This window comes from Mycobacterium sp. NGS15 (assembly GCF_059813245.1).
Window position 1 is genome coordinate 75,511 of sequence record NZ_JCALEF010000003.1, and the last position, 13,284, is coordinate 88,794.

Below are 13,284 nucleotides of genomic sequence, written 5' to 3' on the forward strand. Positions count from 1 at the left end.
CGCCCGTGCTGCACGTCCGGATCATCGCGCCTGCGGACCTCTCCGATCAGGTGGTCGAATTCCTTTGCACCACAACGGGGGTCGCGCATATCGTGCGAGAGCCCGGAGTGGCGATCAGCCCGGCTGGCGATGTGATCACCGCCGACGTGGCGCGCGAGACTGCCAACGATGTACTGGACGGCCTCAAGTCGATCGACATCGACAAGCGCGGCGCGATCACCGCGGAGGTGCTCGACACGGTGATCTCGCAGATCGCCTATGAGGCCGAGGACGACGCCGAGGGCGATCCCGCCGATGCCGTCATCTGGGATGAGCTGATTGGGCGCACCCGTGAGGAGTCGACCCTCAACCTGACGTTTCTGGCCTTTCTGTGCCTCGCCTGTCTCATCGCGGCGGTCGGCGTGGTCACCGATTCACCGGTCACCATCGTGGGTGCCATGGTGGTCGGGCCCGAGTTCGGTCCGCTTGCCGCGCTGGCGGTCTCGATCGTGCGTCGCAAGTGGTCGCTGGCCCGCCGGTCGTTGCTGGCATTGGTGGTGGGTTTCCCGGTGGCAATGGCTGTGACCGCCGTCGGGGCTCTGGCGGCCGAGGGGGCCGGCTGGGTCACGCTGAAAAGCGTGAACGAACTACAGCAGGTCGACTTCGTGTTCCAGGTCGGACCGTTTTCGTTGGTGGTTGCTCTGCTGGCAGGTGCGGCGGGCATGCTCTCGCTGATGTCGGCGAAATCGGCAGCGCTGGTTGGTGTTTTCATCTCCGTCACCACTGTGCCGGCCGCCGGATTCGCGGTGGTGGCGGCGACGGTGGGGGAATGGGATATCGCAGGGTTGTCGGCATTGCAGCTGGCGGTCAACCTCTTCGGCATCGTCCTCGCCGGGGTGTTGGTACTGCTGGTGCGGCCACGCGGGCTGCGCTAGGCGATATCGCCGATCTCGGTGACCCGCTGATCGAACTCTTCGTCGGGGTCGCCATGAGCGAGTGCGGGATCGCCGTACTCGTAGGGCCGCGAGACGAAAATCGTGCCCATGCCGATTTCTCCTGCGGCACGCAGGTCGTACGGATGTGCGGCTACCATCGCCGCGTCTGCCGGGTCGATACCGAGGTAGCGCAGTGCGCGCCGGTACACCACCGGGTCCGGTTTGAAGCTGCCGAACACCTCGGCGGTAAGGACCGCGTCCCACGAAATACCCAGGTGTTTGAAAAGATTCACCATGGTCGCCATATCGGTGTTAGACAGCGTGGCGACGATTGCCCGCGAACGCAGCCCCGACAGGCCGGCGGATACGTCCGGCCACGGAATCAGGTGCTGCCAGCGGGATGCGACGACCTCGGCGGTCGCGGCCTCGGGTCGTGGCAGGCCGAACGCCTCGCAGATATCGCCGAAGCCGTGCGCGTACAGATCCTGCACTCGCGTCCAGCCGTCCGCGGACTGGGCCAGATTCGCGACGCGGGCGAAATAGTCCGCGCGCCACGCCCGGGTGAAAGCGGCGGCGTCGATATCGGGGGCGTACTCGGCAACCGCGCGTGACACGGGTTCGAAGAAATCCAACAGCGTGCCCTGCACGTCGAACAGGTATGCCTTGTACCGCAACGCGACTCCGTTCAGTAGGTGCTCTTCGGCGGATCGGTGCGGGTGAGGCCGGTGACTTCGATGACGGGAATCGACGAGGGCCCGCGATAGCTCTGTCCGCCCGGCACGGTCCCCGTCACCGAGACCCAGGTGTTCTCCGGGAGCGTGGATGCGGTCGCGGCCGCCGGTCCCGTCATATGCAGCCGGGCCAGCTGGGCATCCGCGGCGCAACAGACGATGACGATCTTGGCCAGGTCGGTGCGCTCTCCCTCCTTGAATGTGAATCCGGTGACGGTAATGGTGCGTCCGCTCAGCGTGTCCGAGGAACCGGCGGCGATGCGCATCAGGACCTCCGGCAGCGGCACCGACGGTGCGGCACCGGGCGGCAGCGGGGGGAACGCCCGCCGGGGTGTGTTGGCTGATCCGGCAATATTGGCGGGCGCGATGGAACGAGCGCTGAGCGCCGGGGGCACGATGAAGATCAGCAGAACTATAGGCAGCACCAAAAACCAAGTGGCGCCGTGCTTGTGGATGTGATCGCCATGGCCGTCATGCTCAGGATCATGGTCGGTGTGACCGCGACGCACATCGCGGATGATCGCAGCCAGACCGAGCCCGATCACGATGACCGCCGAACCGGCGAGCCACGGCAGCAGTCCGGGTTTGACGTAGCGAGTGAAGGTTCCGGTCACCGCGATCATCGCCACACTGACCCCCAACAGGATCAGCAGCGTGTTCTCTGTGTCGCGCCTCATGAGGTGCCCAGCACCGCCAGTCCGACACCCGTCGCGATGACGGTGGCCACCACGAATGTCAGCGGCGCGAATCGGGCCGCGAACGCGCGCCCGAACATCCCCGATTGCATCGCGATGAGCTTCACGTCGACAGCAGGCCCCACCACGAGGAACACCAGCCTCGGAATCAGCGGCATCATCGTGATGCTCGCGGCGACGAAAGCATCGGCTTCCGAGCACAACGCGAGCACCACGGCCAGCAGCGCCATCGTGACCACGCCGACCACGAGATTGCCGGCCAGATGCTCGAACACCCAGGCCGGAACCAGCACATGCAAAGCTGCCGCGGCCACCGCGCCGATCGCCAGGTACGAGGCCGCCTGCAGAAAGTCGTGGCGCGCCGCCTCGGTGAATGTCGTCCAGCGGGAAGAGGATCCGGCGTGCGCGGTGGGCAGCTTGCGGGTAACCCAGCTGTCCCGTCCCCACCGCGACCATGCCATGCCCATCGCCATGGCCGTGAGCAGTGAAGCCGCCGCGCGCGCCAACACCATCTTTGGTTGGCCGGGAAACGCGACCGCGGTAGCGACCAACACCACCGGATTGATCGCCGGCGCCGACAACATGAAGGTGAGCGCGGCCGCGCCGACGGATCCCGATCCGTACAGCCGGCGTGCCACCGGAACCGATCCACATTCGCAGCCGGGCAGCGCCGCGCCGCTCACACCCGCCACCGCCACCGCGGCGACGGACCGGCTCGGCAGCCACCGCGCCAGCCGTTCCGGGGTGACGAACGTCGCGACGAGCCCACTCACGATCACGCCGAGTGCAAGGAACGGGACGGCCTGGACGAACACCCCGCAGAACACCGTCCCGGCAGTGGCCAGCTTCTCGTTGCCATCGACAATCCCACGTAACCAGCTGGCCGCCAGGGCCATCGCGATAAGAGCCACCACCAGGATCTCGGTCGAGCCGAACCAACGTCGGGACGAAGAGGCGGCGACCGTCATTCAGCCATCCTGACAGCGCAACCTGAGAACGCGGCGCAGCAGTGGCACTCTGGTGAGGTGACCGATGACACACCTTTCAACCAGCAGCCTGCTGCGGTGATTAACGAATTCAATGACGGCATCACTCAGGAGTTCCGTGCCAACGGCGGGGAGGTCGGCGGACAGTTCGCCGGCGTACCGATCCTGCTCCTGACCAACACCGGTGCCAAGAGCGGAAAGGAGCGTCTGAATCCGCTCGCCTACTTCGACATCGACGAGAAGATCTACATCGTCGGGTCATTCGGCGGCGCCGACAAAGACCCCGCCTGGGTGCACAACCTGCGCGCACGTCCACATGCGCATATCGACATCGGAACCGACGGTTACGACGTGGTCGCCCACGAGCTGTCGCTTGGCGAGCGCGATGCGCTGTATCCGAAGGTCGTTGCGCAGGTTCCCGTGTTCGCCGACTACCAGGAGAAGACCGACCGACCCATCCCGATTTTCGAGCTACGACGCCGCTAGCCGAGGAACCTTCGCACGAGCGTCTTGGGCGCCCTGCACAGCCAGGCCTCGGTGACGAGTTCGATGAGGTCCGGCGGTGCGATGGCCTCCAGCCGGGCAAGCACGATCGGATAACCATCGAAATGTGGCGTGGTGAAGTACACCTGCGGTTGGTCGGCGATCAGTGCGCGTTTGACGCCCTCATCGCCGACGCGGGCGCCCAATACGTCGCCGTCGGGGGCCGAATCTCCCAGCGCTGCCAGATCACTCTTCCGCAACGGCCGTTCCCAGACGAATAGTTTTTTGTGCACCTTCCACACGCGCGGGGAGGTCTCGATCGCTTCGGGGAGGCCCAAAGCGGCGCCTGTTACGTCATCCCAGGTGGCCACCGGTTCATTGTGCCCTGAATCTCAGGCCATGCGGGTAACGCCAGGTTATGGTGGGATCAGCCGATGGGCATCAAGGTGGCGCTGGAGCACCGGACCAGCTACGTATTCGACAGACTCGTGCAGGTGCACCCGCACGAGATTCGGTTGCGCCCTGCTCCGCACACCCGAACCCCCATCGAGGCCTACTCGCTGCGTATCGCCCCTGACGATCACTTCATCAACTGGCAACAGGATGCCTTCGGTAATTTCCTTGCCCGCGTGGTGTTTCCGAATCGGACCCGTCGGCTATCGATCACCGTCGGACTCATCGCCGATCTGAAATCGGTCAACCCGTTCGACTTCTTCATCGAGGAGTGGGCCGAACACGTCGGGTTTGCCTATCCGCCCGCGTTGGCGGCAGACCTGGAGCCCTACCTCAAGCTGGTGGATGAATCCGTGCCCGGCTCGGGGCCCGGTGAGCTGGTTCAGGCCTGGGTGGCCAATTTCACGATGGCGCCCAACACGCGGATCATCGACTACCTCGTCACCCTCAACCAGGCGCTGTGCTCGGACGTTGGATACGCGGTGAGGTTGGAGCCCGGTGTTCAGAGCCCGGATACGACGCTGGCAGTGGGTATCGGTTCCTGTCGTGACACTGCCTGGCTGCTGGTGTCGATCCTGCGGCAGAAGGGACTTGCCGCCCGCTTCGTATCCGGGTACTTGGTGCAACTGACCTCGGATATCGTCGCAATCGACGGTCCCTCTGGGCCGGTCGCGGACTTCACCGACCTGCACGCCTGGGCCGAGGTGTACATCCCGGGTGCCGGCTGGGTTGGTCTGGACCCCACGTCGGGGTTGCTCGCCGGTGAGGGGCATATACCGCTCTCGGCGACTCCGCACCCGTCGACATCCGCCGCCATCTCCGGCGCCACCGATATGTGCGAATCGACCCTGGATTTCTCCAACACCGTCACCCGTGTGCATGAAGACCCACGAGTCACGCTGCCGTACACGGCATCGGTGTGGGAGGCCGTCACCGCACTGGGTGCCGAGATCGACACCCGGCTCGACACCGCCGGGGTGGGGTTGACGATGGGAGGCGAGCCGACATTCGTGTCGATCGACGACCAGGTCGCCGAGGAATGGACCACCGCGGCCGACGGGCCGCAGAAGCGGATACGTGCCTCCGATCTCACCGCTCGTCTCAAAGCGCTTTGGGCGCCAACAGGTTTGGTGCAGCGCAGCCAGGGCAAGTGGTACCCCGGCGAACCTCTACCGCGGTGGCAAATCGGTTTGCAGTGGAGGCGCGACGGCCGGCCACTGTGGTCTGATCCCGACCTGCTCGCCGACCCCTGGACCGAGGACCGTCAGTGGTCCACCCCCGAGGGCGCCGACCGCGCGCTACTGCTCGCCCTCGCAGGTGATCTCGGACTGCCCGAGAGCCAGGTGCGCGCAGTGTACGAGGATCCGTTGAGCCGACTCGCCGCATCCGTTCGGCGCCCCGCCGGCGAACCGGTCGCGGCGGCTGATGACCCAGCACCGCAGGAAGACTCGGCGGATCGGCGTTCCGAATTGCTGGCGCGTCTGGACGGAGACACGACCCAACCGGCCGCGTACCTGCTGCCCCTGCACCGCGGGGAGGACGGCGGCGGCTGGGAAAGCGCCGACTGGACACTGCGCCGCGGCCGCATCGTCCTGGTCGAGGGATCGTCCCCGGCAGGGCTGCGGCTCCCGCTGGACTCGATCTCCTGGCAGCCCGCGCCGCACCCCACCGAGGCAGACCCCCTCAGTGTCATCGCGGAACTCGGCGCAGAACGTTCCGGCGCGGGCGCCGTCGTTGTGCCCGCGGACGGAGCACCCCCCACCGCCCTGGTCGCCCAAATCCGTGACGGGCTGCTGTATCTGTTCCTGCCTCCGGTGCAAAGCCTCGACGACTTCGTGGATCTCATCGCGCGCATCGAGGCCGCTGTCACTTGCCCGCTGGTGCTCGAAGGGTATGGACCGCCACCGGATCCTCGACTCGAAGTCATGAGTGTGACTCCCGATCCGGGGGTCATCGAGGTCAACGTGACCCCCACCGGGAGTTTCGCTGAACAGTCCCGCCAGCTGCAGGCCCTGTACGAGGAGGCGCGGAAGGCGCGGCTGACCACCGAATCGTTCGACGTCGACGGCACCCACACCGGGACCGGCGGGGGCAACCACATCACGCTCGGAGGCCGGACCCCGGCGACGTCACCGCTGCTGCGTCGCCCCGATCTACTGGTGTCGCTACTGACCTACTGGCAGCATCACCCCGCGTTGTCCTACCTGTTCTCGGGACGGTTCGTCGGCACCACCTCGCAGGCACCTCGCGTCGACGAAGGCCGCGAAGAGGCGTTGTACGAGTTGGAGATTGCTTTCGCGGAAATCGACAGATTGACGAAGGCGCCCGATCAGGATCCTTCCGCGAAGGCCGCTCCGTGGCACGTGGACCGGGCGCTACGGCACTTACTTACCGACATCACCGGAAACACCCACCGTGCGGAGTTCTGCATCGACAAGCTGTACAGCCCAGACAGCGCCCGCGGGCGTCTGGGCCTACTGGAGCTGCGCGGATTCGAGATGCCTCCGCATTTCCAGATGGCAATGGTCCAGTCGCTGCTGGTGCGGGCGCTGGTGGCCAGGTTCTGGGAGCAGCCGCTGCGCGCGCCGCTGATCCGCCACGGCGCGAACTTGCACGGCCGTTACTTGTTGCCGCACTTCCTTATTCACGATATTGCTCAGGTTGCTGCCGATCTGCGTGCGCACGGGATCGCCTTCGAAACCAGCTGGCTTGATCCGTTCACCGAGTTCCGGTTCCCCCGGATCGGCACAGCGGTGTTCGACGGTATCGAGATCGAACTGCGCGGGGCCATCGAACCGTGGCGGGTACTGGGGGAGGAGGCGACGGCCGGAGGTACCGCGCGATACGTCGATTCCTCGATCGAACGTGTGCAGGTGCGGGTTATCGGCGCCGACAGGTCTCGGTACGTCGTCACGTGTAATGGCGAGCCCATCCCGCTGCTCTCGACCGCCAACCCGGACGTACAGGTGGCCGGTGTCCGGTACCGCGCATGGCAGCCGCCCAGCGCGCTGCATCCGAGTATCACCGTCGACGACCCGCTGCGCTTCGAGCTCATCGACACGGCTAACGCGTTGTCTCGCGGCGGCTGTACGTACCACGTGTCGCACCCGGGTGGCCGGTCCTATGACGACCCGCCCGTCAACGCGGTGGCCGCCGAGGCACGCCGTGGGAGGCGCTTCGATGCCACCGGTTACACCACCGGCCGCGTTGATTTGTCAGACTTGCGCGAGAAACAAGCCCGCATGTCCACCGATTCGGTGGCGCCCGGCATCCTGGACCTGCGCCGTGCGAGAACGGTGGGGCGCAGGTAGACGTCGGCAGGGCTGAGGAACGGCAGCGTAACGGGAAGGAAGGTACGTCCGGTGGCAGCACCTGCTTCGGGGGCTCCCGTCGGACCCGACTTCTCTATCGCCGATAACCCGATGGCCGATAACCCGCTGATCGCGCAATACCGCAGCGTTCGCGCCCAGGGATCACTGTTCGAGGTCGGACGGAGGGGCAGCCAGGCGGGTTATGACGAGTTCCTTGCGTCCGATGGCAGCGTTCGTCCGGCATGGACCGACCTGGCCGGCGCCATCGCGCAGCGTGGCCGTCCCGGTTTGGACCGCCTGCTGGATCGCGTCCGCACCCTCGTCGACAGCGATGGCATCACCTACATGGATCCCGGACGAGTGTCGGGATCTGTGCCGGCGCCGGACGCTCCCACCCATCCGGTGCCGTGGCGTCTGGATGGGCTCCCGCTGCTAGTCGACTCTGACGACTGGGACGTCCTGGAGGTCGGCCTCCAGCAGCGGGCCACGCTGCTGGACGCCATCCTGAGCGACCTGTACGGGCCGCAGGAGTTGATCAGTTCCGGTGCTCTGCCGCCCCAGCTGCTCTTCGCGCATCCGGGGTACGTCCGCGCGGCCCACGGCATGGCCTTGCCCGGCAGGCATCAGCTGTTCCTTCTCGGGTGTGACGTTGGCCGCACCGGCGCCGGCGAGTTTCGGGTGAATGCCGACTGGACGCAGGCGCCATCTGGCGCAGGGTATGCGATGGCGGACCGCCGCGTGGTCGCTCATGCGGCCCCCGACCTGTACGAGAAGATGGCGCCGAGGCCGACCTCGTCTTTCGCGCAGACGCTGCGCCTGGCGCTCATCGATGTCGCTCCGGAGTCGGTCGAGGACCCGACGGTGGTGGTGCTCAGTCCCGGTATCCACTCGGAGACATCCTTCGACCAGGCCTATCTCGCATCGGTACTGGGCTTTCCGCTGGTCGAGTCCGCGGACCTGGTGGCGCGTGACGGCAAGCTGTGGATGCGGTCACTGGGCACCCTGCACCGGGTGGACGTGGTGTTGCGTCGCGTCGACGCCGCTTACTCCGATCCGTTGGATCTGCGGGCCGACTCACGATTGGGAGTCGTCGGCCTGGTCGAGGTGCTTCGCCGGGGCGCGGTGACGGTCGTCAACTCACTGGGCAGCGGGGTACTGGAAAATCCGGGCCTGGCCCGTTTCCTGCCGGATCTGTCGCAGCGGCTACTTGACGAGCCGCTCGCCTTGCCCGGAGGTCAAACCTGGTGGGGCGGGATCGATGCGGAGCGCTCGCATCTGCTCGCGAATCTGGGCTCGCTGCTGGTCAAATCAACAGTGGGAGAAGAGGTTTATACCGGACCGTTGCAGTCTGCGCAGACACTGGAGACGCTTCGGGCACGCATTGAGGTGGCACCCTGGTGCTGGATCGGTCAGGAACTGCCCGAGTTGTCGGTGGCCCCCACGTATCTGCGGTCGGGCGCCCTCACCGCGGCGCCAATCGGTATGCGGTTGTTCACGGTTGCGCAGCGCGGCGGTTACGCGCCGATGATCGGCGGTCTTGGATACGTCGCCGCCTCCGGATATTCTGGGTCGACACTCAACAGTATTGCTGCCAAGGATATTTGGGTTCAACAGCCTGACCGCGATCAGACCGAGCGGGCACTGACCGTGGCATCGCTGGATCTGCCCGCCGGCCGATTGGCGGGGGTCGACGCGGTCAGCTCACCGCGCGTGTTGTCGGATCTGTTCTGGCTGGGGCGGTACGGAGAGCGCGCGGAGAACCTGGTCCGGTTGTTGTCGGTCACGCGGGAACGCTTCCACGAGTACCGATATCGGCAGTTCATGGAGGCCAGTGAATGCGTCCCGGTGCTCTTGAAGGCGCTCGGTGACGTCACCGGAACCGACACCAGATCCGAGGATCTCGGAACCCAGCTGTGGTCATTGACGGTGGACAAGGAGCGGGTCGGGTCCCTGGCGCAATCGGTCGAGCGGCTCGGTCTGTCCGCCCGGGCGGTTCGGGATCAGATGTCCAACGACACCTGGATGGTGCTCGGTGGCATGGATCGAGCCATTGCGGCCGCGGGCACCGAGTACGACGATTGCGCGCGATCCGGCGGCAGCCCCACCCGTGCCGATGACACGGTGCTCGCCGCCACCCAAACTCAAGTATTGGCAGGGCTTCTCGCGCTGTCGGGCCTGGCGGCGGAGTCGACGGTGCACGATATCGGCTGGACGATCATGGATATCGGCAAGCGAATCGAGCGGGGCCTCGGCCTGACCGCCCTGTTGCGTTCCACGCTCACGACGGTCCGTGGCCGTGCGGCCGAGCAGTCCGTCACCGAATCCACACTGGTGGCATGCGAGTCCTCGGTGATGTACCGCCGCCGTACCCGGGGCAAGATCAGCCTGGAGGCCGTCGCCGACCTGCTGCTGTTTGATGCCGTCAACCCGAGATCGCTGCTGTATCAGGTGGAATCGCTACGCACCGACCTCAAGTCGCTGCCGAGTGCGTCCGGAACCTCGCGTCCCGAGCGGCTGGTGGACGACCTGGTGACACAGCTACGCAGGATTGATCCGGCGGATCTGGACGCCGCGGGGGAGGATGGGCAGCGCGACACACTCGCAGAAACCCTGGACAACGTTCATCAAGCGTTGCGCGAATTGTCCTCCGTGGTCACCGCGACGCACCTGTCCATGCCGACCGGTATGCAGCCACTATGGGGTCCCGACACGAGGCGGAGATTGCCGTGACCGATGGTCTTCGCGCGGGCGGCTCGTCCGCGATCCGGTACCAGGTGACGCACCGCACCCTGTACCGGTACTCCGACGACGTCACCAGTTCATATGGGCGCGGCTATCTCACGCCGCGTGACACCGATTGGCAGCATTGTGAATCGAACGAGCTGCTCGTAGAACCGGAGCCTTCGGACAGTTCCACCGGCAGAGACCTGTACGGAAACCTCAGTTCCTACTTCCATGTGACCACGCCGCACCGCGAGCTCAGCGTGACCGCCCGCTCGATCGTCGATGTCAGCACCCCGCCGCCCCCCGGGGCGGGGTGGGAGCAGGCGTGGGAGCTGGCCCGCCCAGGTCACGGGGAGTCGGCCGGGCCCGGCGCGCTTGCCACCGAGTTCGTACTGGACCTGGTGCCCCCAGAGATCACTGATGATGTATACGCCTATGCCGCAGTTAGTTTCACCGCGGGGCGGCCTCTTGGGGAGGCGGTGGTAGACCTGATGAGCCGGATCTATCGTGACTTCCAGTACCGGTCGGGATCTACGACCATTTCCACAAAGGTCAGCGAAGTGCTGGCCGCGGGGGAGGGCGTTTGTCAGGACTTCGCCCGCATGGCGGCCACGGCTCTGCGCACGCATGGTCTCGCGGCGCGCTATGTATCGGGTTACCTGGCAACGAATCCGCCGCCCGGGCAGCCCCGCCTGGTCGGCTCCGACGCCACCCACGCGTGGGCGGCGGTGTGGGTCCCGCCCGATGGATGGGTCGCATTCGACCCGACGAACGACACGATCGCCGACGCGCGGTATGTCACCGTCGCGTGGGGTCGCGACTACGCCGACGTGCCCCCCTTGCGCGGCATCATCTATACCGATTCCGATAGCAGCACGATCAAGGTGTCGGTGGATGTCGCACCATGCGAGGAGAGCCCCGCTCATGCGTGACTTCATCTGTCCGCAGTGCGGCCAGCATTTGGCGTTCGAAAACTCGGTGTGCCTGGCCTGCGGCAGTCATGTCGGGTTCTCGCTCCAGGACAAGGCCCTGCTGGTCATCGCCCAGGACGACGGGCCGGGGTTCGTCGACTCGGACAATTATCACCTGTGCGCGAACCTACATGTGGCCGAATGTAATTGGCTGGTGGACGGCACCGGTACGGATACGTTGTGCGCGTCCTGCGTGCTTACGCGCACCCGGCCCAGTGACTCCGACAGCACAGCCTTGCCGGCGTTCGCAGAAGCAGAGAAGGCGAAACGCCGGCTCATCGCCGAGCTCGCCGAGCTGCGACTACCGGTGACGGGGCGAGACGTCGACTCCGAGTTCGGACTGGCCTTCGATCTGCTCTCCAGTGAAGGACAGCAGGTGATGACCGGACATCACAACGGGGTGATCACATTGGACCTCGCCGAGGGCGATGACGTGCACCGCGAGCAGCTTCGCGTCTCGATGGATGAGCCGTATCGCACGCTGCTCGGGCATTTCCGTCACGAGATCGGGCACTACTTCTATTACCGGCTCGTCGAAACCTCTGCGGACCATGTGGAGAGATTTCGCGTGCTCTTCGGCGATGCGAACGCGGATTACCAGGCGGCTCTTGACCGGCACTATCAGCAGGGTGTGCCCGAGGGCTGGGAGGCGAGCTTTGTTTCCTCCTACGCCACCATGCATCCCGCCGAAGACTGGGCGGAGACCTTCGCGCATTACCTGCATATCCGCGACACGTTGGACACCGCCGCTGCCTTCGCCCTGGCGCCCGCCGGCGGCACCTTCGATCGCAGGGTGCTGGGCCCCAGCGGATTTGACACCATCATCGAGATGTGGCTGCCCTTGGCGTGGTCGCTCAATATGGTCAACCGCTCCATGGGGCGCGACGACCTGTACCCGTTCGTGCTGCCCGGTCCGGTGCTGGAGAAGATGCGCCTGATCCACGAGATTGTCACGGACGTCGGCGACACCACAGCCGGGTGACTACCCGCCCGGGGTGGCGAATACGAACAGGGCCATGAACGCCACATTGATGAAGAAGGTGGCCTCCACGAGGCTGACGGTTATGAAAAACGGTGTAAATAAACGATTCTGAGATTCAGGCTGGCGGGCTACCCCGGCGATCAGCTGCGCTCCGGCCATGCCATCACCGATGCCCGCGCCGATCGCGCCGCCCGCGAGCGTGATCGCCCCGGCCAGTAGTGCGTTGCCCATGAGGAGTTCAGTGGCCATGATGTGCACCTTTCGTCGTGGTGGCGTCCAACATTGCGGCGATGACAACGTGCGCAGAAAGGCTGTCGCGCAGCTGTTTTCCCAGTCCGGTCAGCGGCGCGACGTCCCCCCGGGTGCCGTATGCGGAGATCACGATCGTTGTCATGGCGCTCCACCGACGGCTTTCGTGAACATGTCGACGAGCTGTTCTCCGTATCCGATGGCGTCATAGTCCGGGTCGCGTCCCAGCTCCCACACGGCGCCATCCAGCGCCGCCCGCAAGGCGTTCTTCATGAACCGGGGTGACACCGACCGGAACTCACCGGTCGCGACCCCGTCGGTGAAAATCGCCTCAGGATCCATCGCGGCGAACTCGGCCGGGGGGGCTGCGCCTGCTGCTGCCTGGTCGAACCGCAGGCCATCCTGGCTGCGGTAACCGGTGATGATCTCGAGTAGGGCGATCGCGGCCACCCGGTTACTCACGACGAACTCAATGTTGGCTCTGATGTAGGCGGTGAGGCGTGTGATCGCGGTGGTCTCTGCGTGCACCGCGGGCACGATCGTGGTGCACGCTCGAGTGAAGACCTCGAGCATCACGGATTCGATGACCTCAGTTTTCGACGTGAAGTGATACAGCACCGCGCTCTTGGCCACTCCCACGTGCTCGGCAATTTTAGCTAGCGACGTCTTTGGATATCCCGCACTGGCGAGCACCTCGATGGCGCCCGCCACTATCTGTGCCCGTCGTGCCTGTTCGGTGAACGTCAACGTCGTTGCAGACCGCATGGTCTTAAATTAGACCGATC

The 13,284-nt window shown here is 65.5% G+C and carries 13 protein-coding genes; 6 read left to right on the forward strand and 7 right to left on the reverse strand.

The features are described from left to right. Nucleotides 1-5: 5 nt before the first annotated feature. On the forward strand, nt 6-914 hold the full coding sequence (locus AC5Y5C_RS08030) for a DUF389 domain-containing protein (protein WP_499970825.1): 909 nt from the start codon (nt 6-8) through the stop codon (nt 912-914). Here AC5Y5C_RS08030 and AC5Y5C_RS08035 read toward each other — a convergent pair. The 3 genes from AC5Y5C_RS08035 to AC5Y5C_RS08045 are packed head-to-tail and all read right to left on the reverse strand — an operon-like array spanning nt 911 to nt 3,308. Continuing rightward, nucleotides 911-1,588, reverse strand: coding sequence for a haloacid dehalogenase type II (locus tag AC5Y5C_RS08035; protein ID WP_499970827.1), 678 nt, complete (start codon nt 1,586-1,588; stop codon nt 911-913). The genes AC5Y5C_RS08030 and AC5Y5C_RS08035 overlap by 4 nt on opposite strands. Nucleotides 1,589-1,599: 11 nt before the next feature. After that, a complete protein-coding gene (locus AC5Y5C_RS08040) occupies nt 1,600-2,322 on the reverse strand; it encodes a TIGR03943 family putative permease subunit (RefSeq protein WP_499970829.1) in 723 nt (240 codons plus the stop codon). Further along, a complete protein-coding gene (locus AC5Y5C_RS08045) occupies nt 2,319-3,308 on the reverse strand; it encodes a permease (RefSeq protein WP_499970831.1) in 990 nt (329 codons plus the stop codon). Before AC5Y5C_RS08045 ends, AC5Y5C_RS08040 begins: the two co-directional genes overlap by 4 nt. Nucleotides 3,309-3,365: 57 nt before the next feature. Between AC5Y5C_RS08045 and AC5Y5C_RS08050 the strand changes: the two genes are divergently transcribed. After that, on the forward strand, nt 3,366-3,812 hold the full coding sequence (locus AC5Y5C_RS08050; RefSeq protein ID WP_499970833.1) for a nitroreductase family deazaflavin-dependent oxidoreductase: 447 nt from the start codon (nt 3,366-3,368) through the stop codon (nt 3,810-3,812). Here AC5Y5C_RS08050 and AC5Y5C_RS08055 read toward each other — a convergent pair. Next, complete coding sequence (locus AC5Y5C_RS08055; RefSeq protein ID WP_499970835.1) at nt 3,809-4,180, reverse strand: MmcQ/YjbR family DNA-binding protein; 372 nt, start codon at nt 4,178-4,180, stop codon at nt 3,809-3,811. The two genes, AC5Y5C_RS08050 and AC5Y5C_RS08055, sit on opposite strands and share 4 nt — an antisense overlap. A 63-nt stretch (nt 4,181-4,243) precedes the next feature. Here AC5Y5C_RS08055 and AC5Y5C_RS08060 point away from each other — a divergent pair, with 63 nt between their 5' ends. The 4 genes from AC5Y5C_RS08060 (at nt 4,244) to AC5Y5C_RS08075 (ending at nt 12,250) form a co-directional block, all read left to right on the forward strand. Next, nucleotides 4,244-7,573: a transglutaminase family protein gene (locus AC5Y5C_RS08060; protein ID WP_499970836.1), complete on the forward strand. Its 3,330-nt coding sequence runs from the start codon at nt 4,244-4,246 to the stop codon at nt 7,571-7,573. Nucleotides 7,574-7,699: 126 nt separating this feature from the next. Further along, nucleotides 7,700-10,303: a circularly permuted type 2 ATP-grasp protein gene (locus AC5Y5C_RS08065; RefSeq protein WP_499971779.1), complete on the forward strand. Its 2,604-nt coding sequence runs from the start codon at nt 7,700-7,702 to the stop codon at nt 10,301-10,303. After that, a complete protein-coding gene (locus AC5Y5C_RS08070; RefSeq protein WP_499970837.1) occupies nt 10,270-11,229 on the forward strand; it encodes a transglutaminase family protein in 960 nt (319 codons plus the stop codon). Before AC5Y5C_RS08065 ends, AC5Y5C_RS08070 begins: the two co-directional genes overlap by 34 nt. Then, nucleotides 11,222-12,250, forward strand: coding sequence for a zinc-binding metallopeptidase family protein (locus tag AC5Y5C_RS08075; RefSeq protein WP_499970839.1), 1,029 nt, complete (start codon nt 11,222-11,224; stop codon nt 12,248-12,250). The genes AC5Y5C_RS08070 and AC5Y5C_RS08075 overlap by 8 nt, the downstream gene beginning before the upstream one ends. Here the strand turns inward: AC5Y5C_RS08075 and AC5Y5C_RS08080 are convergent, their stop codons facing one another. The 3 genes from AC5Y5C_RS08080 to AC5Y5C_RS08090 are packed head-to-tail and all read right to left on the reverse strand — an operon-like array spanning nt 12,251 to nt 13,264. Beyond that, complete coding sequence (locus AC5Y5C_RS08080) at nt 12,251-12,481, reverse strand: F0F1 ATP synthase subunit C (RefSeq protein WP_499971781.1); 231 nt, start codon at nt 12,479-12,481, stop codon at nt 12,251-12,253. A 7-nt stretch (nt 12,482-12,488) separates the two neighbouring features. Beyond that, nucleotides 12,489-12,644 carry a hypothetical protein gene (locus AC5Y5C_RS08085; RefSeq protein WP_499970841.1) on the reverse strand — a complete coding sequence of 52 codons (156 nt, stop codon included), beginning with the start codon at nt 12,642-12,644 and terminating at the stop codon, nt 12,489-12,491. Beyond that, nucleotides 12,641-13,264 carry a TetR/AcrR family transcriptional regulator gene (locus AC5Y5C_RS08090; protein ID WP_499970842.1) on the reverse strand — a complete coding sequence of 208 codons (624 nt, stop codon included), beginning with the start codon at nt 13,262-13,264 and terminating at the stop codon, nt 12,641-12,643. Before AC5Y5C_RS08090 ends, AC5Y5C_RS08085 begins: the two co-directional genes overlap by 4 nt. Nucleotides 13,265-13,284: the final 20 nt, after the last annotated feature.